The following is a 22166-nucleotide window of genomic DNA, read 5'->3' as shown; positions in this document are numbered from 1 at the left end:
CAGCAATCGGCAAAAGTATTCACCCTGTAACTAGGCGAGCTTGCGAGGTAACCCATGTATGTTGGTATCGATATTGGCGGAACAAAAATAGCAACAGCTGTTGTTGATGCAGCAACTGGAAGTGTGGCTAGCGATGTACACAGCATCGCAACACATGCTGAATTTGGCGGTGTTGAAGTATTACAACGCATTATTGGACTGGCGCAGCATGAAGTAACGCAGGCTCGTTTAGCAGGATTTGATATTGCGGGTATTGGTGTTGGCTCTGCTGGCGTAATAGATCCTGAAACAGGCTCTATACTTGCTGCCACTGATATTATGCCAGGATGGGCGGGGCAGCCTCTGGGAGCAGCATTGGAACAAGCTACAGGATTGCCGGTGCAAGTGACCAATGATGTTATGGCACATGGCATTGGTGAAGCAGTATGGGGTGCTGGTGCTGAATATCAACGTGTGCTTGCCTGTGCTGTAGGGACTGGCATCGGTGGAGCCATTATTGTCGACGGCATGCCGGTTGAAGGTGCGCATCATGTTGCAGGGCACATCGGACACGTGTGCCACCGCTTGGCATACGGCATGCACTGCTCTTGTGGTAGCGATAGTGGACATCTAGAAGCGATAGCCTCCGGAAGTGGTATCCATGCTTGGTATGAGCAGCGTCGACTTGCTTGTGTTGCTCAATCTAATGCTGGGTCAGACGTATCAGAGCAAGCAGAGCAGAAACTTGCATTCCCTCCAGCTGCTAATGGAGGGCAAGTTGCGCAGTTCGCATCCCAAGGCAATGTGCTAGCAAGCCAAGTAATTCATGATGCTGGAATAGCACTTGGAGAAAGCCTTGCAGGCATCTGCCATATAGTTGATCCAGATATTGTGGTGATTTCAGGGTCAGTTACTCATGCTGGAGAGCCTTGGTGGCAGGCAGTACAACAGGGGTTTGCTTCAAGTTCAATGCCATCAATAGCTGCAACTCGTATAGTGCTAGGCAGTCTTGATGCTACGGCACCGCTGCTTGGAGCGGCATATGTTATTGAGTCCTATTTACAACGATGCAACGCACAGGTATAGGAGTACTGCAGATGAAATAGCACAAACTACGCCGAACGTCATATGCAATGCGAGGTATCAAGCAGACTGGTACAGCAAATTCATTGCAAATTGTCATAACACATCGTCATAGCAAATTCATAGTGCAGATGGTTACGGAGCAGACCACCGCGCAGAATGGAGTATATATGCACACAATTCATCCAATAATTCAGGGACTTAAAGGCGGACTTATAGTCAGCGCACAAGCCTACCCAGGAGAGCCCATGCGCACACCTGACACTATGGCGCGCGTAGCACTTGCCGCACAGCAAGGTGGTGCTGTCGCTATTCGTTGCCAAGGCCTTGCTGATATAGCAGCCATTAAAGGGCAAGTTGATGTGCCTGTTATCGGATTGTGGAAAGAAGGGCATGAGGGTGTCTATATCACGCCAACACTGCGCCATGCACGCTGTTGTATTGCTGCAGGATGTGACATTGTAGCTATTGATGCTACGCGCAGACCACGTCCTGATGGCAGAACGTATGCACAAACGGTTGCAGCATTGCATGAAGAAGGCGCCATTGTAATGGCAGATTGCGGCTCGCTTGCTGATGCTGAACAGGCAGCTCTCGCTGGGAGCGATATCCTTTCCACTACGCTGTCTGGATATACCGGTGAGCGTGAAAAAACAGACGGGCCAGACTTTGAACTGCTCAAAGATATGGTGCGTGAATTTAGTGATTTTCCAGTTATTTGTGAAGGTCGTATTCATACTCCAGACCAGTTAGCTCAAGTTATGGAGTGTGGCGCTTGGGCTGGAGTAGTAGGTACTGCTATCACACACCCAACCACAATTACCAGCTGGTTTGCTGCTCGCACACCGCAGGGGTCAGCGCAGTAGCTGTCACAGGGCACGGAAGCAAAAGCAGGGCACAGTGGTGCTGATGGACAGTACTGGTATCAGAGTTATACCAGCGCTTGAAAGCAAATATCAAAAAAATAGTTTTCTTGAACAAGAGAGAAAGTATAAATTAAGGAGTAATCATGACAACATTTCAAGGAGTAATCCCACCAGTAGTAACACCATTAACCGCTGAAGGTGAACTTGATAAGGCAAGCTACCAGCGCTCTATTGACCGTATGATTGACGCAGGTGTTGATGGGCTCTTTATTTTAGGATCAAGTAGTGAAGTAGTGTTTAGCACCGACACTCGTCGCAAAGAAATTGTAGAAGCTGCAATGCAAGCCGTCGCAGGTCGCGTTCCAGTATTTGTGGGCTGCATTGATACAGAAACCAACCGTGTTATTGAACATGCTAAGGTGGCTCAGGAATTAGGCGCGGCAGCATTGGTAGCGACGGCGCCATTCTATGCTCTCGGCGGTGTAGCGGAAATTGAGCGTCATTTCAGGTTAATTCATGAGGCAGTACCTCAACTACCACTGTTTGCATACGATATTCCAGTTTGCGTACATGTCAAGTTGCCAAATGATCTACTGCTGCGTCTGGGGCAAGAAGGCGTGCTGGCAGGAGTTAAAGATTCATCTAATGATGATGTCTCCTTTAGATTCCTGATTGATGCCAATAATAAGGCAGGTCATCCGCTCACACTGCTTACTGGCCAAGAAGTGGTTGTAGATGGAGCATATATGGCCGGTGCTGATGGTTCTGTCCCAGGGCTTGCCAATGTGGAGCCAACCGGATATGTGCGCATGTGGAAGGCCGCACAGGCGGGTGATTGGGCAACAGTAAAAGCTGAGCAAGATACACTTGCTGATTTGATGCGCATTGTTTTGGTAACTCGTGGCGTACAAGGTTTTGGTGCTGGCGTAGGTGCATTCAAGACTGCATTGGCACTACTTGGTGTATTTGATACTAACCAGATGCCAAATCCTGTGCGACCTTTGCAGGGCGAAAATGTTGAAGCTATTGCCGAGGTGCTACGTGAAGTTGGTCTACCGTTAGCTCGCTCAGCCGAGGAAGTGTCTGCTGCAACAAACTGGGAAAAATAGACATAAGGCAAAGTTTTTAAGATTGCAAAGCTGGAGTAATTATGGCAGAAGTAATTATTGTTAAGTCTCAAGACGAAGCTGGTGCTTTAGTCGGGGCTAGTATTGCTGATTTGATTGCTGCAAACCCCCGCGCAGTACTGGGATTGGCAACCGGTAGCACGCCAATTGTTGTGTACAATCATCTAGCAAGTCAAGTTAAAGAACGCAATATTGACGTGTCGCAGGTTCAAGGATTTGCGCTTGATGAGTATGCGGGCTTGCCAGTCGAACACCCTGAATCGTACCGTAGCGTAATCACACGTACTGTAGTAGAGCCGGTAGGGCTCACCCCTGATTTGGTGCATGTGCCAAACGGTGATTTATCTACTATTGCTACAGCAGGTCGCGATTATGATGCTGCTATCGCAGCTGCTGGCGGTGTGGATGTGCAAATTCTTGGTATTGGTACTGATGGGCATATTGGTTTTAACGAGCCTGGCTCTTCGCTCGCATCCGGCACGCGCATTAAAACGCTCACCGAACAAACGCGGCTTGATAATGCCCGCTTCTTCAATTCACTTGATGAGGTTCCAACACATTGCATTACGCAGGGCATTGGCACTATTTTGAAAGCTCGTCATTTAGTGCTTTTGGCATTTGGCGAGAATAAAGCTGATGCTGTGGCACAAAGTATTGAAGGACCAGTCAGCGCGATGTGTCCTGCATCAGCAATGCAGTTGCATCCACATGCCACATTTGTTATTGATGAGGCAGCAGCTAGCAAATTGAAGCTAGCTGATTATTATCGTTGGGTATTTGATAATAAGCCACAGTGGCAGGGACTCTAATCGATAGTTGCGGCCTTGAGGTTGCGGCCTTGAGATAGTAGTTTTGCAGTCATGTAGTTGCAACTGCGATAATCATAGATAATTAGGGGGTATGTGCGGTAAGCACATACCCCTTGGCTTGTGTTGCGGTGTATGGAAATGGTATCTAGTAATCAGTCACTAATTGTCAGCTGCTAATTCTTGAACGAGTGAATTGGAGCCGGGATACGACCAGACCTATTAACAAATGCCTCACAGCTGGACTGGTTGACTGGAATAATTGGCGCATACCCCATCAACCCACCAAAATGAGCTGTTTCACCAACGCCCTTGCCTTCTACAGGGATAATACGCACCGCAGTTGTTTTTTGATTGACCATACCAATAGCAGCTTCATCTGCAATAATGCCAGAAATAGTTGCTGCACTCGTCGAACCAGGAATAGCAATCATATCCAAACCAACAGAGCATACACAAGTCATTGCTTCGAGCTTTTCAATAGTTAAACAGCCTTGTGCAGCAGCATTGATCATATTGCTATCCTCAGAAACAGGAATAAAGGCTCCAGACAAGCCGCCTACATATGAGGAAGCCATAATACCGCCCTTTTTCACCTGATCGTTAAGCATAGCGAGCGCGGCGGTTGTGCCAGGGCCGCCAACTGTTTCCAAACCAATCTTTTCCAAGACTTCGCCAACAGAATCACCAACAGCAGGCGTTGGAGCAAGAGACAAGTCGATAATGCCAAAAGGCACTCCAAGGCGCTTAGAGGCTTCCTGTGCAACTAGCTGACCTACGCGCGTAATCTTAAATGCAGTGCGCTTAATAGTTTCACACAAGAATTCAAAATCCTTGCCCTTTGCCGCATCCAAAGCGCGGGAGACCACGCCAGGACCAGAAACACCAACGTTAATCACAGTGTCGCCCTCGGTGACACCATGGAAACCGCCAGCCATAAACGGATTGTCGTCCGGCACATTACAGAACGCTACAAATTTGACGCAACCGTAGCTATCACGGTCTGCTGTCGCTTTAGCAATATCTTTAATAATCGTGCCAAGCAGCTTCACCGCATTCATATCAATGCCGGTTTTTGTTGAACCAACATTAACGCTTGAGCACACTACCTCAGTCTCGCTGAGTGCTTGCGGCAGTGAGCGAATAAGGAGCTCTTCTGCAGGAGTCATAGATTTAGACACTAATGCTGAATATCCGCCAAGCAAATCCACGCCAACCGTGTGAGCGGCTTTATCAAGAGTATGAGCGATTTGCACGAAATCCTCAGGTGTTTTGCATGCGCCGGCACCAACAAGTGAAATAGGAGTAACAGTAATGCGCTTGTTTACAATGGGGATACCGAAATCACGGCTAATAGCCTGACCGGTTGCTACCAAATCTTTAGCTTTTGTGGTGATTTTATTGTAGATATTGGTGCACAGTGTTTCTAGATCGTCACTGACACAATCAAGCAAACTAATGCCCATCGTAATAGTTCGGACATCAAGTTTTTCTTGCTCGATCATCTGATTGGTTTCGTGAACTTCCATAATATTGAGCATGGCAGTACCTTACGTTGATCGTTAAGCAGTAGGTTAAGTTTAGGCTTTGGGTTGCATGCACGAATAACGTGCTGAATAGTGCAAGGTGCTATTCGTCTATACGCGATGCATGCGAGTGAAAATTTCCTCGCGCTGGCAACGAATATGGACACCAATCTGTTGACCAATAGCATCAAGGTCATTAACCATACGCTCAAAATCAGTGTCAGTATGCGTGTAATCAACAATCATCATCATGTTGAAAAAGCCGTCAATAATTGTTTGAGAAATATCCAACACATTGGTTTGGTGCTCAGACAGATACGTGCAAACGCGCGCAATAATGCCGACAGTATCCTGACCAACAACAGTGATAATTGCCTTATTCATATGAATCCTTGTGTAATGTGGGGTAGATTACATATCCATGCTAACAAAAAGCTCGGGCGTGTGCGCAAAGGTGCTCAGTTATGAGATAGTTGCGGATACGTGTGAGCTTATATGGAATACGCATGGGAATTAAGCTTGAACTTGAAGAAGTCGGTGAGCGCTTGAAGCTGTTAAGTGAGAGCTTGAAGAACTCTAGGTGAGTGCTTGAAGAACTCGAGTGAAACTTACTTGCCTCCCTGGAATCCGAGCTGACGCCAAGCTTCATAAATAGCGATTGAAGCACAGTTTGTAAGATTCAAACTACGCAAACTAGGGCGCATTGGCAAACGAACCTGCTCAGCTACATGAGGGCCAAACATAATATCCGTTGGATCAGGAATATCGCCTGGCTCTGGACCAAACAGCAAAATATCATTCGGACGATATTCGACTTCCGTGTACAGCTTCGTGGCGTGGGCTGTAAACGCAATAATACGAGAATCAGGCATCGACTCTACGAGGCTTTCAAAATTCGGGTGCAATACCACATGAGCCATATCGTGGTAGTCAAGTCCCGCACGGCGTAGCTTGGTATCCTGCAAGTTGAAGCCCAATGGCTCAACAAGATGCAAAATTGTTCCGGTCACCGCGCACAAGCGGATTGCACTACCAGTATTTCCAGGGATTCGTGGAGAGTAGTAGCACAAGTGTGGGGTTACTGTTTGTGCTTTACTTGCCTCTTCTGCTTGTAGCATGGCATCGATAACGCTAATTGGATTGCCGTGTGCGTCGGTGACGAGTTCATCAGGACCATAGCCGGATTTGCGGTATCCATACTCGAACATGGATTCCACGCGAGAAACTGGGTCGGCGTGTGGTGCAGTAGCATCTGTGTTTGGTTGTGATGGTGTTGGTGAAGTTGACACGGGTTCCTTCTCTCAAGTCAGTTTGCACGCTGTTTGCATGGATGCGCACTGGTTATGGTCTCAAGGGCTAAGTCCATGGTTTCAGGCTGGTTCGTGGTCACAAATTGGTTCATGGTTTCAGGCTGGTTCGTGGTCTCAGCGCTGTTCGGTGTTTCCTGAGTACTGATTATAGCGGTGGTGTATCCATTGGGCTTAGGGTGTTGACAGTTGTGAAGTGATTTTATCCTAGAGTCGATTCGTGGAGAAATTTCGGTTTAGCAAATTGTTGCAATCTGAGGGTTATCGAGCAGTGGTGCAAGGCGCGTACCCAGAGGGTATTGCTGTATCACTTCACAACTCGATGGATAGTGGTTCATATAGGTATGGGGAGCAGGGAGTTGTTAAGTGATTGACAGGCGAAGTGCGGTCGAAGTACAGTCGAATTTGCATGAGGAACGGTTACAATATGCAATGATGGGAAAGAATACGGTAAAACAACACGATATTGTGCTCACTTCAAAGATTGAAAGTCCCGATGGTGCGCTGTTGCATGCACATGATGTGCATGCAACACTGAAACAATGGTGGCTGAACAACGCACGCGAGCTGCCGTGGAGATTTGGTCATACTTCGCCGTGGGGAGTGTTGGTTTCCGAAGTGATGAGCCAACAAACGCAAATGTCAAGGGTAGTACCGTATTGGCAGATGTGGATGCAACAGTGGCCAGATCCGCAGAGCTTAAGCCAGGCCACAGCCGCAGAGATTTTGACCGCGTGGGGTAAACTCGGCTACCCACGGCGAGCGCTACGGTTGCAAGAGTGTGCGAGAGTAATCACGCAAGACTACCACGGGATATTGCCCACTACCTATGATGAACTCGTTGCACTGCCCGGCATTGGTGACTACACGGCCAGTGCGGTGCTGAGTTTTGCGTTTGGCGTGCGCATTGCCGTCGTGGATACTAATATTAGGCGCGTGCTCAGTCGAGTATTTCTCGGGCAAGAATCGCTTGGCGGCAGTGCAACCAAGCAAGAACGGCAGCTCGCTAGCGATGTTCTGCCACACGATATTAACCAAGTACAGCACGCTGCATGCGCTAACCACACCGAGCAGTCACATCACACTGCGAAGTCACATCGCACCGAGCAAACGAGCAACACTACACAAGCTAATCACGCTTATCAGTCTGAGCAGACTCAGCGTACGCAGAGCTCTGATCACATCGCCCCGTGGAATAAACCGTCAGCTATTTGGAATCAAGCGGTTATGGAGCTTGGTGCCACAGTGTGTACTGCTAAAACACCTCAGTGCGAACAATGTCCGTTGCAATCTTATTGTGCATTTTATGCTGCTGGTCTGCCTGGTCTTGGACAGCAACGTACTCGGCCTCGGCAGAAGTTCAAGGGCACTGACCGGCAAGTGCGTGGCATTGTACTCGATGCTTTGCGTAAACTACCGCAAGGAAGTGTGCTCACAAGGTCACAAGTGGAGCAGCTTTGGGAGAATCAAACACAGCTTGGTGAATGTCTTGCATCTCTAGACAACGATGGGTTGATTGAAATACTGCCACAAGGAGATATTAGTTTCCCATCTGCGCAGTAGTTTCATCTAGTAACTTCGTACAGTAGTTTCATCTAGTAACTCTTACGTAGTAGGCCCATCTAGGATGTAGTAGTGTGTAACCCACGAAAGTCTGCGAGACTTACGAGAGCTAAGCCAAAAGTGTGTGAGTTTGCCGAGTATGTGGCGCCTTGAAGTGTGCTTGTGCGTGCAATGTTTTACACTCAGCATATGGTCAAACAATCCCTCAAGAACATGAGTCCACAAAAACGTCGTATGTATATGCGGCGTCGGCTAGTCGCACTTGCAGCTTTGGTGGTAGTGCTTGCTCTCGTTATTGCGGGTATTGTGGGTATTGTGGGCATTGTGCACGTGGTGCATAGCTCGGGGGATAGCTCTGGCGCAGTATCAAGTTCAAGTCAAACTTCATCACAATCCAACAAGTCGAAGCAGTCTAAACAAACGAGCAAATCTGATAAACAATCCTCTTCGGATAAACAAGCATCGTCAAAAACAGACCAGAAAGACGATCAGAAAGCTGACGATACGAAGCAACAAGAGCAAAAAAACACGGTTAAAAACTGCAATGCTTCCAATTTACAGGCTTCACTCGCTGCAGAACCCGTAACCGTAGGTGTGGGCGGAACAGTGAAATTCAAAGCCACAGTTACGTACACGGGTAATAGTCAGTGTCTTATTGACCTTTCTAACGCCAAACGTGTATTGACAATTACTTCCGGCGATGAAGTGATTTGGCGATCTAATGTTTGCCCTGTAGATTCGCGTATGCTCCTGATGTCCAAAGGTGCTTCAGGTAGCGATGAGTCTACAGATACCAGCGAAATTGTGTGGAATACCAATCGAACTAGTGACACTTGCGTGGAAGACGGTGAACTGCCACATGTGGATGCAGGTACGTATGTGGCGCAATTATCATTCCCAGATATGAAGAAACTTTCTTCACCGCAAGTTCCTATTATTATTCAGTAGCTTGCGCATATCAATATTATTATTCAGTAGATTATGCATATCAGTGTAGCTTACGCGTTTTAGTAAAGCTTGCACTCATCAGTCCATGCGCACAGCTCGCCGCTTTTGTAAATCTAATGCAGATAGCGCACGAGCAAGTGTAGACACTTCAATAACCGTTATCCCCGGCACATGCAGTACTCGCGTACCAGAACGATGCGCGGGGATAAGGGCATGCGTAAAACCAAGTCGTGCTGCCTCGCGTAGACGCTGTTCAAGACGCGGCACCGGGCGAATTTGTCCGGTTAGAGAAATTTCTCCCAAAGCCACATAGTTTCGCGGAATTGGCGTATGCTGTGCCGCTGATGCTAGGGCTAGAGCAATTGCCAAGTCACAAGCAGGCTCTTTGGCAAGACCACCAGCAATGGTTGATAAATACACGTCATTACTTAATACTGATACGCGACCATGGCGATGTAACACAGCAATAAGCATGGCAAGACGACTTGAATCAATACCGTTGACTGCTCGTCTTGGCGTTGGCAATGCTGAAGTGGTTACCAGAGACTGTACTTCAATTGGTAAACTACGATGTCCATCAACAGTAAAGGTTACACAAGTGCCCTCTGTTTCAGGGATTGTCGTTTCTGCTCCGCCATTGGAAGCATCTGTCTGTCCGCTACCATCAGCGGATGTAGCAGCTCCTGTTTGGGAGAGGAAGATTTGCGAAGGGTCGGTCACTTCCTCAATACCCTCGCCACTCATATCAAAGCAGCCAACTTCGTCTGTCGGCCCAAATCGATTTTTCGTAGCGCGTAGTAGGCGCAGTGCTGTTTGCGCATCGCCTTCAAATTGACAAACAACATCAACCAAATGTTCTAAAGTGCGTGGGCCCGCAATAGAACCATCTTTAGTAACATGCCCTACTAGCAGCACAGGAATATCATACGTTTTTGCCATATCAATCAGCGCACTGGCCACTTCACGCACCTGTGTAGAACCGCCAGCAATGCCATCAACATCAGCAGAAATAATAGTTTGTGCAGAATCAACAATCGTCAGTAGTGGTTTGGTTGATTCCAATAAACCAAGCACCGTACCTAAATCGGTGGTTGATGCGAGAAGCAAGTTTTCATATATTGCGTGTATTCTACTGGCACGCATACGCACTTGGGATGCAGACTCTTCGCCAGAAACATACAACACTTGGTACTGAGGGTTGGCGGCGGCAACTTTGCCTGCTGTTTCTAACAAAAGCGTTGATTTACCAATGCCGGGCTCGCCTGCTACGAGTACTACAGATCCTGGAACAATTCCGGACCCGAGTACTCGGTCGAATTCTTCAAAACCGGTGCTAATACGTTGCACTGATTGCTCATCGACCTCAGTAATAGGTTGGGCAAGCCCCTCCACGCCGCTTAGTGGCGCAGTGCGTATCATACGGATATCTGTGCCATCAAAATCGCCTTGTTTGGCAGATTGTGCATTACCAGAACCTGCAGTCTGTGCGGTAGCTTGCCCTCGGGTACGCGCGATTCTAGTTCGAGCTGCTGCTGATGGTCGTGCTTCATGAAATTCAGCAATCGTACCCCATTGTCCACATTCAGGGCAGCGACCGAACCATTTCGAGCCACTCCAGCCACATTCAGAACATAAAAAGTGCGTTGCTTGTTTTGCCATAATCCCAACCTAGCACGCAAATCAGTCATCTAAAAGCGCACATTGAACATACTTACTATGAAAATACATTATAAAATACACAAGTGCTAGAAAACATGCGGAACAGCGCGAGCGGCTAGTATGAAGCACATGTGCACCATGGTATCCGCCATCGCACATGCTTAGTTCTGGAGGCTGCGCTGTGTAGTTGTAGCATGTTTCGTAGGTGTCCTTAAGAGATGTGAGACTACTACTATGTCAAATAGTAATGCAACTTCATCACGTCGCCGTGGCATTGTAGTGATTCTTGCCATTGTTGTAGTACTGCTTATAGTATTGAGTGCGTTTGTATGGCCAGGTTGGGCAATGCGCCATAACGCTTCACAATCTGCGCAGGCAACAACACAAACTACACAATCGCAGCAACGTCCTGAAAAACCTGCTATTGATGCCGTTGCTCTACCTCAAGATGCAACAGACTTGATGAAGGCACTGCCGGATGCTGTGCTGAATTTTGCTCGCACGAAGGTTGAAGCATCCACTGAGTGGCAAGATATGAGCCCTCTGGAAGAATACACAGTGACGTATTCAACTGGTGAAAAAGGTCATGATATTACCATGAGTGTGGCACAGTGGAGTGATGCGAGCGCAGCTGCAAAGCTTTATGAGCAGCTGAGTACAACTGACAAAGCAAGTAATGGCAAGCTTTTAGCGCATGGTAGTGTGAAAGTTTCAGGCGCACAGACTGGACTGTACGAGGTCTATGAGTTGCCGGTAGTAGACGAGTCAGCAGCAGATGAATCCACCACAGATACCGATAAACAGGATACTAAGTCAGAAAATACTACAAGTTCAGATAAGTCAAGTAGTACGGATGGTGCTACCGACAATAAAGCTTCTAAGAAATCTGATAGCCAGAAGAGCAGTGGTAAAGCAGTTGCTGTGTGGCAAAATGACACAGTGGTATTCCAAATTACTGGCGCAAAAGAAGATGTTGTAGATTTCTACGCAAAATTCTCTATGTAGTAGCCCTCGGCCATACTCTATTATTTATTAAGAGTCCATGTAGAGGGTGAAAAAGGGTAATTTCGGGTGTGTACTGCGTTTTCGTCCAAAATACGTAGTAGCATTGGGCAAGTTGCAATCTTATCGATAAGAACGGAGGCTTGAGATGGGTTCTGTCATTAAGAAGCGCCGCAAGCGGATGAGCAAGAAGAAGCACCGCAAACTGCTGCGTAAGACTCGTCACCAGCGCAAGTAGTAGAGCCTTCACGGCAAGCTTTCAAGCGTTGCCCCTGCGCGTGTAATCACTGTAACGTATGGTTTATGGTGTTTATATGTGCAGGGGTTTTGTATTACTGCGTCAATAGAATACAGGCATATAGGCAGAATACATACATTGCCATGATATAGTAGTGACACTGTTTGCAAAGAGGCAATATACATATAACCAATAACGAATACAGCACCATACAGCATTATCTATATAGCGATAGTTATCTATAGAACATGCTGTAGCGTGTAACACGTGTAGAGGTGATTACAATGAAATATGCATTAGTAAATGCAACAGTGCTCGATGGTACTGCGGATATGCAACCATTGCACAATGCAGTAGTGCTGGTCAACGGCGATCGCATTGAGCAAGTAGTCGGTGAACATACTAAGCTTCCTGATTTACAAGATTATGAATTTGTTGATATTGACGGCGGTTATGTACTGCCAGGTCTTATCAATCTCCATGCGCATCTCGCGCCAAGTGGCAAACCGCCTAAACCACGCAAAAAGCCAGTGGATTACACAAAAATGTATGCTCTGATGACTGGCAATCGGGCGATTCGAGCACTTGCAAAATCAATGGTGGCGCGTTTTGCACAAATAGAGCTCTATAGTGGCGTAACTACGTTGCGCACAGCGGGCGGCGTACTGGATTTTGATGCGCAAATTCGCGATGAAATATATGCAGGAAAGCGCAAAGGTCCACGTATTCTCCCTGCAAATACTGCTATTTCAGTGCCGGGAGGGCATTTCGCTGGATCGATTGCCACCATTGCTCATGATGAGGACGAGGCTCGATCACAAGTCCGTGCGCTCGCTGATAGTGGCGCACAGTGGGTTAAGCTTATGGTAACTGGCGGCGTGATGGATGCGGATAAAGAAGGAGAGCCAGGTGTGCTGCGCATGCCTGAGGAAATTGTGCAGGCAGCTTGCGATGAAGCGCACAGGCTTGGGCTGAAAGTAGAAGCGCATGCAGAAAGTGCTGCTGGAGTGCGCGTGGCGTTAGAGCATGGCGTGGATACTGTGGAGCATGGTGCTGAACTTGATGATGAACTAGTAAGCCTGTTCAAATCAACAGGTGCTGCATATATCAATACCATTTCACCATCCTTGCCGTATGCATTATTTGATATTGAAGAAAGCCATGCACTTCCTGAGGCAAAAGTAAATGGCAATATTGTGATGCAAGGCATGATTGATTGTGCCAAGCGTTGTCTTGAAGAAGGGATTCCTGTAGGGCTTGGCAATGATGTTGGGTGTCCGTTTGTTGCCCATTATGATTATTGGCGGGAACTGTGCTATTTCCACAAGTTCGTCGGTGCTTCCACGGTGCAGACTTTGCATACAGCTACTTTGGGTAATGCGCGTATTGTTGGTATCGATGAGTATACCGGCAGTATTGAGGCGGGTAAGTTTGCGGATATGATTGTGGTCGATAGCAACCCGCTTGAGGATTTAAGCGTACTGCGTAATGTGCGCATGGTCTTTATGCAAGGTCGTATGGTTGATCGTCCTCGTATCAAACGCTATGCAGCAACTGATGCATTACTTGATCGATATTTGTAACATTGATACTCGCTTAGCGAGGGCTACCAAACCAGTTGGTATAAATAATCGAGAAATTGCGATTTCCATACGCTGAACATGAGTCGCCCTCGCCTGCACCTGCCTTAAGCGCAGCAGTATTGGGCTGGTAAGGCGTGTAAATATAGAGTAGCGCAGTTGCTTGGTTTTCAATATACACACTGCTGGTACCGCACTGCGCATTGGGACTATACGCTATATCATTAAACGTGTTAGGCGCATAATCATAGTCGTCAATATGATTGATATAGTAGCGGAAACGCTTTGCTGCGCCAAAAATCTGATTGAAAATACCAGCATATTTCGGGTCGCACGAATCATGGTCAGGGCAGCTCAATCCCATAGCAGCCTCAATTTGAAAATCAGTCGGCTCGGTAGCAGTAACTAAATGCTGCTCTTTTTGCAACATAGTAAGCAACACTTTAGGAGAAATACCACATGCACTTGCAGACTTGGCAATAATCGTCGATATGTGCTCGCCTTTTGCACCCTGATATGCTGCGCATTCGTTATCTTGTGCTTGAGTTTTGGTGTCTACTTGCATGGTAGCAATACAATTATTGCCGCTGCATTTGGCACCCTTTTCCTCTAAAAAATGCTGAATCTGCTTTTCGCTCATACTATTGGCATCGAAAAACTGATCGTCAGCAATAATAAAACCCGGATTGAAATCATACTGTGCTGCAATAAGGTTTTGTGCTGCAATGGCATGATTCTTCTTATTTTGCCAATATACAAACCATCCAAGACTTGCAATCAGAGCTACTACTACCACTGATGCAATAGCAATAATGAGTATGCGAAACTGGCGATGAGTAAGATGAGCGTGTTTACGTGATGATGCCATAATGCCTCCCGAGTACTTCCAGTATACAAGAGGGAGATAGGAATAGAAATATGAATGCGAATCATTAATTCGTTATATACGCATAATCAAAGATAAAACAGTTAGATTGAGAACAGTACTCATCAGTTTGATCTCTTAAATACACAAATACCATACTATGGCAAGCACTATGCTGGCAAAAACTTCTCCCATGCCAAGAGCCATAATAGTAAGCGGCTTGCCATGTTGAGCGCGATACGGCACAATCCATGCGCGGAAAGTGAGCACTAGCCACAGCAACGCATGAGCAATCCACCAACCGCCAAACATAAATGCTGCTATGCCAGCACATGCTAATGCAATACCATGCCATGCCAGAGAAGCAACCAGATACTTGCTATTGCCGCGCTCGCGGATGTTAGTTTTCACGTAAAACACTGTGCCTGCAAAGTATAAGAACACAAATATGGTGCATAGCCAAATACTCCAAGGGATGTGAAGTATGTCTTGCCATTGACCAGTACCTGGGGCGGCTATACCAAAACCGGCAGCAACAGGTAATGTAAGACTTGCGGCAAGCACTGTGGCAAAGCCTGATAGAACAGAACGTTCGCGACGACAATGAGCCTCTTCAACAGCAATCGCAATAAGTGGCAAGAATGGAATAACCCAAAGTAGTGCATAAGGAGCGAGTACCAGTACTGCAACTCCGCAGATTGCAGTAAGTGTACCGTACGTCAGTAGCGCAGGAATATAGCGCCTAGCAAATCGTGATTTGATATACATGAGTAGTGCAAAGAAGCAAAAGTATCCAATCCACCATGTGCCCAGAAATGCAATATGCACAAGTCGCGCATGGGTAAAGGCTATGCCAAGTAGGGGAGGAATGGTGATCATAGCCCATGCGCCGTGGTAGTTAGGTAGCCAGCCGTTGTGGGTCAGATGTGCGGCATTATTGCGTTTCGTATGGGGGTGAGATGGTGAGTGGATTGTACTACGGGCTGCGGCTTCATTGATACTCATAGGGTAAGTCTAACAAACAACCCTCAGCACAAGTGTGTTACCGAGGGTTGAGTGATTGAGTTTAGGCAGATATATCTACCGCATACTGTGTTGCGCACGTTGTATGTTACATACTACGCAATTGTTGTAGGCGTGCTGTATTAGCGTCAACTTGAGCTTTTGAAAGCGGGTACACAAATACCAGCATAATAAACATGATTGCGAGGAAAATCATTGGCAGTACGGTAATGGCATTGTATAAACCATCAAGTGTTGCTTGGGATTGCACAGCTTGTGCGCCTTTTTGGTACCCGACTAGAGTAAGGCAAAGACCGGCGAACCAACCGCCTAACGCTTGCCCAACTTTGCGAGCGAACGAGTAGACGGAATTATATGTAGCATCCTCGCGAATGCCATGGCGAACTTCATTATCGTCAATAACGTCGGTAACCATAGCCCACGCCACGAAAATAAACGTGGAAATACCGATACCGGCAATATTGTAAATTGTGAGGAAAAGCCAGCCGTTAGTGGTATGCAGCAAGAATAGTACGAGCATGCTTATCGTGCCTAATGCCGAACCAAATATTGCTACAGCACGATGTCCAATGCGCTTAGCAGCAAAAGTGGCGCAAGGGGCAGTAATACAAAGCATAACAGTGCCTTCAATGGCGTAGTTCATCGACAGCATTTTTGCACTGCGGAAATAGTCGGTGTAAATATACATCACCATTTGCTGCAGGAATAGATATGACACTAGTAGAGCAACAGCAGATCCCATAAGACCAAGCATGGCGCGTGAAGAACATGCTTCAATAATCATCTGCCAGATAGTACGGTGCTTAGTAGGTTGATTATCAGTAGGCTGATTGCCATCAGTGTGCTGGTGTGTATCTGGTTCGATACGTACGCGCTCTACCGTATTGATATAGCACAATACATAGCAGCAAAAAGCCAAAATCGAGTAGAGAAGCGCCACCCACATGAAAATATTACTGTGTTCGCCGCCTCGAATAATTTGGTTGCCTTGGGCATCTTTGGTGTACACAATAATTGGCGTCACAATGCCAACAATCATGCCGGCAAATGCCGCTCCAATAGCGCGGAATGTGGAAAGGGAAGTGCGATCTTTAGGATTTGGAGAGATTACTGCTGCCATAGCGCCGTAAGGAATATACACACATGAATAGAGAATGCCCCATGCGAGATAGGTTATGGTCATGTAGGTGATACGAATCCACATGGCGCTTTGGGCAAAAAATCCCTGATACATAAGGAATGAGAAAATAGCTACTGGGGCTGCCATGCGCATCATTATCACACGATATTTTCCGCCTTCGTGCGTGGAGGCTTTATCAACCAGCACACCAACAGTGACATCAGCAACAGCGTCAATAATACGAGCCACAAGAAAGAGCGTGCCAACAATAACGCCGGAAATGCCCATAACTTTCGTGTAGAAAATCATAAGGAAAGCGCTGGCAAAAATGAAGGTGAAGTCATTGCCGAAATCGCCGAACATGTAGCCGATTTTGTCACGTATCGAAAATGGTCGAGTATTAATTACTCTTGTGGTACTCATGGGCTCTCTCCCCTTCAGGATCGTTGAGTCGTGAAGCTCTGTCACATTGTACGCAGTGTCATACTGCTCAGCTCTGTCATGGGTATTGTAACTACTTCACTGTGTCAGACAAAACACGAACGGGGAATTAACAAGTACATTTAGCGATTAGTGGAAAATATTTTCAAGAGATGTGATACCGCTGTTCGTTATGCATGACTGGTTCATTCTTGCCGCACTTTACTGAGCATTGGAATGTAATACAGAGTACTAGGATTCGCCGAGTTATGTTTGTGATTACTACAAAAACAGGGTAGAACTGTGGTTGGTTGGGGGGCAACACAATAACGAAAACACATATTAGAGTCGGTTAAGTATCACGGCTGAGAGAAGTATTATGGGGTTATTGCACGCACGCTCTCTACTTCTTCGCAGTGCAGCAGCTTTGGTTTTGTGCGTTGCGATGTTTCTTGCAGGTGCGCTCCTGCCTCCGCATCGGGTGGTTCGGCTTGGATGCTTATGCTCTGTCTCGCTTCTTGCTTTATGGCTATTGCTTTTGCAGGAATTACACTACTTGGACGTCGTTGAAATGAGCGTATATACGCAATCTAAGCCCGTAAATTCTACATTCGAACACAACATTCGTTAATAAATAAGAACTTCACGAACACTATTCAAATATGGGCGAATTGTTACATGGTGTCATTTATGCATACTGGCAGATGTAACGATTGCATATTATGTATGATGTGAGTTAAGAGTGTGTAGCGCTACATTATCGATAGTTGCTGCCAAAGTTACTCAAAGGCTAGCAGTACTTGAATCAGATGTGCCCGCTAACTTAGGTAGCAATAACTCTCAAATCAGTGACCAATCCAAGGAAGCTGTCACCAACTGGCTGAAAAACTGGGATTATATATGTTTTAGCACGTAGTTACACACTCAAAGTGCCAAGAGGAATCACATACACGCCATCCTCGCGCTGATATGCGAATTTGCCAACGCCAATAATAACAGCAAGAAATTCTGGTTCCCTTGTCTGTGATTTTGGATGTTCAACAAGTTTGCGCCTTAGTCGTAGAAGGTTTTCAGCCGCTTGGTCTACTTTATCGTGACTCACTTTTATTTCTATTCCAGCCCAACGCCCATCTGTAAGCTCGATAATGGCATCACATTCCAAGTCAGAATCGTCATGGTAGTAGCGCACTGGAACATCAGAAGTCTGAGGCAAAGACTGAGCATACACCTGCAAGTCTCGGATAACTAGATTTTCAAACAGTAGTCCAAAGGTTTGCCAATCATTAAGTAGCGAACCGCTGGTCATACCGAGTACTGTTGCTGCAATTGAGGGGTCTGCAAAATACCGTTTTGGCTTTGTGCGTAAACGTTTTGGAGAACGCGCAGCGGGAACCCAGCCAGGAATCTCATCAATTACAAACATGTGTTGAAAAAGTTCTAGATATTCAGCGATGGAACGTGTAGAAATGAAGTTTTCAAAACCCGTTTCCTCGGCATCTGCACCAAACATATCCGTACCGAGAGTTTTGTAGGTTTGTGCTTGTCCTACATTTCGAGCGAGCGATTGTAATAATCTGCGTGCAATATCCGTATTCTTTTGGTGGGTGGCGAATGAATGTTCAAGTGTGAGGCGGATGTATTCTCGAATAATGATTTGTGCATCTTCAACCGGCATGTGCTGCGTTTCCGGCCATCCGCCACGGCATACGGCATCGAATAATTGTTGCGTAGGTAATTCCTGCTGTGCTGGAGTAAATTCGTGATTAAACAGACCTTGCAAGGAAACGGTTTGTGTCGAAAGCCCACTTTCAGCGAGTGTCATTGGGTGCATTTTTATGCGACCTATACGCCCCGAACCGCTGTGATTAGGGAGTTTATTAAAAAGCGGAGTGGAAGATCCTGTAAGAATCCACTGCCCTTTTCGACTGGAATTATCATCAACTTGGTGACGTACCTCATCCCAAATTGCTGGCGCGAGTTGCCATTCGTCAATTATATGAGGCTGTTCTCCTAGCAACATGAGTGAGGGATCGGCGTGTGCTATCTGGAGATTGTTATCTCGATCAACGTAAGTAATACTTGCGCCGTGTTGACGAGCAGCCCACGTTTTGCCGCACCATTTGGTTCCAGCAATCTCGACTGCACCAAAAATACGCAAATACCGCTCTATTTGGGTATCTACAATGCGTGGCTGATACCCTTGTGGTTGCACACTTTGTTCTGCCATAATTCCTTCTTTTTCGATACTTTTCAATCTAGATTACCAAAATCCGAACTTTTCATCAACTAAAATCCGAATATTAAGCTTACCAAAATCCGAATAAGTAAAATACAAAAATCCGAATAATGTAGTGACCAAAATCCGAACTTTTCAAGTTTTCATAATAATTTATTACTGATAACAAGCACTATTGTAGTGAAGAAATACGCGAAAATATGGCAATAACACAGTCGACTTGCTAAAAATACAGACGCAATCCAAGCATATTGGCAGATGTAACGACTACAGATTGTGCGCAGTGTAAGTTAGGGGTGTGAAGCTCTGCTTTAAGTGATTATTAATGGGATCTTGCCACTTATCACATAAAGACAACCATCTGTCGCATGCTGCTTGTACTTCATTGCATCCCGTGCTTAACTGAACATAAGGTGGATTACGAAAGCTGGTCAGGAAAGTTAGGGGGGAAGCAATGAAGTTCGCTCTCAATATTGATCCAGACTGTGTAGAAGCTGTTGTTAATGTGCGCGCTGCAGCGATTGATGAGCGTGTGCGTGCTATTGAAGCTATTGCGCTTGGGGCTCACTCATCGACAATAGCCGGATATCGAGATGGACAGATTAAAATCGTTGAACTTCGCTATGCCCAACGCTTTTTTACTAACAATAAGAAAGTGTATGTATCGATGGATGATGGTATTTGGCAGATTCGGCATAGGATGTTTGAGCTGGAAGAAATCTTACCTCTCAGGAACTTCGTGAGGATCTCGCAATCCGATATCGTCAACATTCGTGCTATCGATCGCGTTGAGACTAGTTTCACGACAAGTCTTGTTGTTGTATTGAAAGATGGAACGCGCTGTCCTATTTCACGTCGTTATTTGAGTGCATTCAAACGAGCAATAGGTATATAACACATTTGAGTTGGAGGTATTCCCATGAAACGTTCAATAGGTTTTTTGATTGTTGAAGGAGCTGTTTTTGGTATAGCCATAGGCTGCCTCATAGAGCTGATTTTTTCTTCAATATTTGCTGGTAATTACTATGTGCCTGGCATTCCTAGCTTCTTGGTTCATTTTGAAAATATCAATGTAGCTGTCGCTTTTGAGCGAGCATTGTATGCGCTTATTGGTGTGGTAAGTAGTCTGGGTACATTGCTTTTCAAAAATGAAGAACAACCGTTGATTATGAGTACCGCAATACATTTTGTACTCATTGCAATTACTGTGTGCGTTGTAGGTGTAGCTCTGGGTTGGTTTGGAAGCTGGGAGGGTGTTGCTGGAGCCGTAGCCTCATTTGTGCTGGTATATGTGCTTATCTGGGTAGGCGTGTACTTTTACGAGCGCCGGATTGCTACGCAGGCGACGCGGCGGCTACACGAGAATGAAACTGAGGAACTTGAGGAAAAGCATTGAAGTATAATTGATTACATATTGGAGTGGAGGAGGGATACGCTTCTCAGCCTTGATATAAACAAAACTTTAGATTATCACTTCTAAAATCAAATGGACCAAAGATGGTCGCGATGGATACAAAGTCTGGGGTGGGTGCAAGCTGAGGGCGGGTGGATGCAGCACGAGACCCGCTGGGTGCAGCCCGTACCTAGGTGGGTGCATCGTCGGGTGCAGATGGGTGCATGGTGTGGCCACGGAAACAATGAGGCCCTAGGTCACGGGTACCTGGGGCAATGGGGGTGACCGGTCTAGATCGTCGTGCCGTCGTTGAACGTGGTGGTGATTGTGCCGTCAGGGAGGATGGTGGCGTGGTCAACGAGGGCTCGCCAGGCTTCGGACGTGTAGCTGATTGCGGGGTGCTGAGTATGGAGGCAATGCCTATAACTTCTGTTGCTGCTGTTAGGCGACGCAACGCAGGGAACACAACTGTTAATGGGGGGGGGAGCATTGAAGCGACATTGGCGCTCCGCCGAGTGCTTTTCACTGGCTCAATGCGGCTGTTGCTAGAGTTCCGGAATCTACGTGAAAGCAATAAAAACTTGGTCCCGGCGACTTTCCTCGTTACATCAAGACTCTTTGCAATCAGAGAGGCTCATTGAGATTACCCTTGGGAGACTGTGACAAGCAGTTCCTGGACGCGTGTTCTGATCTGGTCAATGATGACCCGGACTTCTTCGAGTGAACGATCACTGGGGTCGTCGATCTTCCAATCCTGATAATGGACGCCCGGGAAGAAGGGACAGGCTTCGCCGCACCCCATGGTGACGACCCAGTCAGACGTTTTGACCTGTGCGGGGTCTAGTGGTTTGGGTTGAGAATCGGGTTGGAGGCCAATCTCGGCGAGCGCCTCAACGACGACGGGATGAACTGCATCGGCAGGCTCGGATCCTGCCGACAGAATCGTCACACCTTCTGGAGCAAGCTGCTTAGCTAACGCTGCGGCAATCTGGGAACGCCCCGCATTTTGCCGGCAGGCGAACAAGATTGTGGTTTCTGAGGTTGTGTCACTGACATTCATGGCGACTCCTGACTCAAGGTTTTCAAGAAGATTGCGATCAAAGCTTGGATGGAGCGTGAAGTACGCCCATTTCCCTCGCTTCTGTCTTTCGAGAATCCCTGCTTTGACCAGCTTGCCTAAATGATGGGAGATTGTCGACTGGCTCATGCCGAAGGCTTCAGGGAAGTTGCATGCACATACTGGGGACGGCGCAGCCTGCTTGACCATCAAAGCTAGCTGCAGCCGGGTGATATCACCCAATGCCTTGAACTGTTCCACCCGAGCTTTAAGTGACATTGACGGCAAGGTCACCTCGCCCACAGGGCAAGCGCACATGTAACTATCGTTCACCCTTCCAGTATGCCACACATTGACAACTTTCGATA

At 46.9% G+C, this 22166-nt stretch carries 20 protein-coding genes; 11 read left to right on the top strand and 9 right to left on the bottom strand.

All coding sequences use genetic code 11. The annotated features are described in order from the left end of the window. Positions 1–54 precede the first annotated feature (54 nt). From IEU85_RS04735 to nagB, 4 genes are all read left to right on the top strand, one after another. On the top strand, positions 55–1065 hold the full coding sequence (locus IEU85_RS04735) for an ROK family protein (protein ID WP_188355103.1): 1011 nt from the start codon (positions 55–57) through the stop codon (positions 1063–1065). Between the two features lie 167 nt (positions 1066–1232). Further along, positions 1233–1928 (top strand): N-acetylmannosamine-6-phosphate 2-epimerase, encoded by a 696-nt coding sequence (locus IEU85_RS04730; protein WP_371866634.1) that lies wholly within the window; start codon positions 1233–1235, stop codon positions 1926–1928. A gap of 143 nt (positions 1929–2071) precedes the next feature. After that, a complete protein-coding gene (locus tag IEU85_RS04725; RefSeq protein WP_188355102.1) occupies positions 2072–3037 on the top strand; it encodes a dihydrodipicolinate synthase family protein in 966 nt (321 codons plus the stop codon). A gap of 41 nt (positions 3038–3078) precedes the next feature. Beyond that, the gene (gene nagB, locus IEU85_RS04720) at positions 3079–3864 is read left to right on the top strand and encodes a glucosamine-6-phosphate deaminase (RefSeq protein WP_188355101.1); all 786 of its coding nucleotides are present in this window, start codon (positions 3079–3081) and stop codon (positions 3862–3864) included. Positions 3865–4037: 173 nt separating this feature from the next. Here nagB and IEU85_RS04715 read toward each other — a convergent pair whose 3' ends face one another. From IEU85_RS04715 to IEU85_RS04705, 3 genes are all read right to left on the bottom strand, one after another. Then, positions 4038–5402 (bottom strand): PFL family protein, encoded by a 1365-nt coding sequence (locus IEU85_RS04715; protein ID WP_188355100.1) that lies wholly within the window; start codon positions 5400–5402, stop codon positions 4038–4040. 96 nt (positions 5403–5498) lie between these two features. Beyond that, positions 5499–5771, bottom strand: coding sequence for an ACT domain-containing protein (locus IEU85_RS04710; protein WP_188355099.1), 273 nt, complete (start codon positions 5769–5771; stop codon positions 5499–5501). Positions 5772–5995: 224 nt separating this feature from the next. Next, positions 5996–6595: a tRNA (cytidine(34)-2'-O)-methyltransferase gene (locus IEU85_RS04705; RefSeq protein WP_371866649.1), complete on the bottom strand. Its 600-nt coding sequence runs from the start codon at positions 6593–6595 to the stop codon at positions 5996–5998. Between the two features lie 465 nt (positions 6596–7060). On the opposite strand from IEU85_RS04705, the gene IEU85_RS04700 reads away from it, so the two are divergent. Together IEU85_RS04700 and IEU85_RS04695 are read left to right on the top strand one after the other, a co-directional pair. Next, a complete protein-coding gene (locus IEU85_RS04700; RefSeq protein ID WP_229714760.1) occupies positions 7061–8257 on the top strand; it encodes an iron-sulfur binding domain-containing protein in 1197 nt (398 codons plus the stop codon). Between the two features lie 189 nt (positions 8258–8446). After that, entirely contained in the window at positions 8447–9205 is a 759-nt protein-coding gene (locus IEU85_RS04695; protein ID WP_188355097.1) for a hypothetical protein, read from the top strand. A 78-nt stretch (positions 9206–9283) separates the two neighbouring features. On the opposite strand, the gene IEU85_RS04690 is transcribed toward IEU85_RS04695, so the two are convergent. Continuing rightward, a complete protein-coding gene (locus IEU85_RS04690) occupies positions 9284–10864 on the bottom strand; it encodes a DNA repair protein RadA (protein ID WP_188355096.1) in 1581 nt (526 codons plus the stop codon). A gap of 234 nt (positions 10865–11098) precedes the next feature. Between IEU85_RS04690 and IEU85_RS04685 the strand changes: the two genes are divergently transcribed. From IEU85_RS04685 to IEU85_RS04675, 3 genes are all read left to right on the top strand, one after another. After that, positions 11099–11869 (top strand): hypothetical protein, encoded by a 771-nt coding sequence (locus IEU85_RS04685; protein WP_188355095.1) that lies wholly within the window; start codon positions 11099–11101, stop codon positions 11867–11869. Between the two features lie 145 nt (positions 11870–12014). After that, positions 12015–12104 carry a 30S ribosomal protein bS22 gene (locus IEU85_RS04680; RefSeq protein ID WP_004268639.1) on the top strand — a complete coding sequence of 30 codons (90 nt, stop codon included), beginning with the start codon at positions 12015–12017 and terminating at the stop codon, positions 12102–12104. Positions 12105–12388: 284 nt separating this feature from the next. After that, positions 12389–13687: an amidohydrolase family protein gene (locus IEU85_RS04675; RefSeq protein ID WP_188355094.1), complete on the top strand. Its 1299-nt coding sequence runs from the start codon at positions 12389–12391 to the stop codon at positions 13685–13687. Positions 13688–13700: 13 nt separating this feature from the next. Here IEU85_RS04675 and IEU85_RS04670 read toward each other — a convergent pair whose 3' ends face one another. The 4 genes from IEU85_RS04670 to IEU85_RS04655 all read right to left on the bottom strand — a co-directional run bounded on the left by IEU85_RS04670 (position 13701) and on the right by IEU85_RS04655 (position 19339). Then, positions 13701–14552 carry a LasA N-terminal domain-containing protein gene (locus tag IEU85_RS04670; RefSeq protein WP_229714759.1) on the bottom strand — a complete coding sequence of 284 codons (852 nt, stop codon included), beginning with the start codon at positions 14550–14552 and terminating at the stop codon, positions 13701–13703. Between the two features lie 135 nt (positions 14553–14687). Beyond that, on the bottom strand, positions 14688–15554 hold the full coding sequence (locus tag IEU85_RS04665) for a YwiC-like family protein (RefSeq protein ID WP_188355093.1): 867 nt from the start codon (positions 15552–15554) through the stop codon (positions 14688–14690). Positions 15555–15660: 106 nt separating this feature from the next. Next, a complete protein-coding gene (locus IEU85_RS04660; RefSeq protein WP_188355092.1) occupies positions 15661–17115 on the bottom strand; it encodes an MFS transporter in 1455 nt (484 codons plus the stop codon). Positions 17116–18028: 913 nt separating this feature from the next. Then, positions 18029–19339, bottom strand: a complete 1311-nt coding sequence (locus IEU85_RS04655) for an ATP-binding protein (RefSeq protein WP_188355091.1) — start codon at positions 19337–19339, stop codon at positions 18029–18031. Between the two features lie 463 nt (positions 19340–19802). Here IEU85_RS04655 and IEU85_RS04650 point away from each other — a divergent pair, with 463 nt between their 5' ends. Together IEU85_RS04650 and IEU85_RS04645 are read left to right on the top strand one after the other, a co-directional pair. Continuing rightward, positions 19803–20243, top strand: coding sequence for a LytTR family DNA-binding domain-containing protein (locus IEU85_RS04650; RefSeq protein ID WP_188355090.1), 441 nt, complete (start codon positions 19803–19805; stop codon positions 20241–20243). A gap of 24 nt (positions 20244–20267) precedes the next feature. Beyond that, a complete protein-coding gene (locus tag IEU85_RS04645) occupies positions 20268–20744 on the top strand; it encodes a DUF3021 domain-containing protein (protein ID WP_188355089.1) in 477 nt (158 codons plus the stop codon). Between the two features lie 640 nt (positions 20745–21384). Here IEU85_RS04645 and IEU85_RS04640 read toward each other — a convergent pair. Beyond that, the gene (locus tag IEU85_RS04640) at positions 21385–22101 is read right to left on the bottom strand and encodes a metalloregulator ArsR/SmtB family transcription factor (protein WP_229714758.1); all 717 of its coding nucleotides are present in this window, start codon (positions 22099–22101) and stop codon (positions 21385–21387) included. Between the last annotated feature and the right edge of the window lie 65 nt (positions 22102–22166).

The organism is Galliscardovia ingluviei, assembly GCF_014635685.1.
GTDB classification, from domain to species: domain Bacteria; phylum Actinomycetota; class Actinomycetes; order Actinomycetales; family Bifidobacteriaceae; genus Galliscardovia; species Galliscardovia ingluviei.
This window is presented reverse-complemented; position numbering and strand designations above follow the sequence as displayed.

What these genes read in the sequence shown, in the direction of transcription:
- IEU85_RS04725 (WP_188355102.1), top strand. Translation starts at nt 2,072, where the DNA reads ATGACAACATTTCAAGGAGTAATCCCACCAGTAGTAACACCATTAACC.
- IEU85_RS04655 (WP_188355091.1), bottom strand. Translation starts at nt 19,339, where the DNA reads ATGGCAGAACAAAGTGTGCAACCACAAGGGTATCAGCCACGCATTGTA.
- IEU85_RS04645 (WP_188355089.1), top strand. Translation starts at nt 20,268, where the DNA reads ATGAAACGTTCAATAGGTTTTTTGATTGTTGAAGGAGCTGTTTTTGGT.
- IEU85_RS04670 (WP_229714759.1), bottom strand. Translation starts at nt 14,552, where the DNA reads ATGGCATCATCACGTAAACACGCTCATCTTACTCATCGCCAGTTTCGC.
- IEU85_RS04730 (WP_371866634.1), top strand. Translation starts at nt 1,233, where the DNA reads ATGCACACAATTCATCCAATAATTCAGGGACTTAAAGGCGGACTTATA.
- IEU85_RS04665 (WP_188355093.1), bottom strand. Translation starts at nt 15,554, where the DNA reads ATGAGTATCAATGAAGCCGCAGCCCGTAGTACAATCCACTCACCATCT.
- IEU85_RS04675 (WP_188355094.1), top strand. Translation starts at nt 12,389, where the DNA reads ATGAAATATGCATTAGTAAATGCAACAGTGCTCGATGGTACTGCGGAT.
- IEU85_RS04660 (WP_188355092.1), bottom strand. Translation starts at nt 17,115, where the DNA reads ATGAGTACCACAAGAGTAATTAATACTCGACCATTTTCGATACGTGAC.
- IEU85_RS04715 (WP_188355100.1), bottom strand. Translation starts at nt 5,402, where the DNA reads ATGCTCAATATTATGGAAGTTCACGAAACCAATCAGATGATCGAGCAA.
- IEU85_RS04735 (WP_188355103.1), top strand. Translation starts at nt 55, where the DNA reads ATGTATGTTGGTATCGATATTGGCGGAACAAAAATAGCAACAGCTGTT.
- IEU85_RS04650 (WP_188355090.1), top strand. Translation starts at nt 19,803, where the DNA reads ATGAAGTTCGCTCTCAATATTGATCCAGACTGTGTAGAAGCTGTTGTT.
- IEU85_RS04690 (WP_188355096.1), bottom strand. Translation starts at nt 10,864, where the DNA reads ATGGCAAAACAAGCAACGCACTTTTTATGTTCTGAATGTGGCTGGAGT.
- nagB (WP_188355101.1), top strand. Translation starts at nt 3,079, where the DNA reads ATGGCAGAAGTAATTATTGTTAAGTCTCAAGACGAAGCTGGTGCTTTA.
- IEU85_RS04705 (WP_371866649.1), bottom strand. Translation starts at nt 6,595, where the DNA reads ATGTTCGAGTATGGATACCGCAAATCCGGCTATGGTCCTGATGAACTC.
- IEU85_RS04695 (WP_188355097.1), top strand. Translation starts at nt 8,447, where the DNA reads ATGGTCAAACAATCCCTCAAGAACATGAGTCCACAAAAACGTCGTATG.
- IEU85_RS04685 (WP_188355095.1), top strand. Translation starts at nt 11,099, where the DNA reads ATGTCAAATAGTAATGCAACTTCATCACGTCGCCGTGGCATTGTAGTG.
- IEU85_RS04680 (WP_004268639.1), top strand. Translation starts at nt 12,015, where the DNA reads ATGGGTTCTGTCATTAAGAAGCGCCGCAAGCGGATGAGCAAGAAGAAG.
- IEU85_RS04710 (WP_188355099.1), bottom strand. Translation starts at nt 5,771, where the DNA reads ATGAATAAGGCAATTATCACTGTTGTTGGTCAGGATACTGTCGGCATT.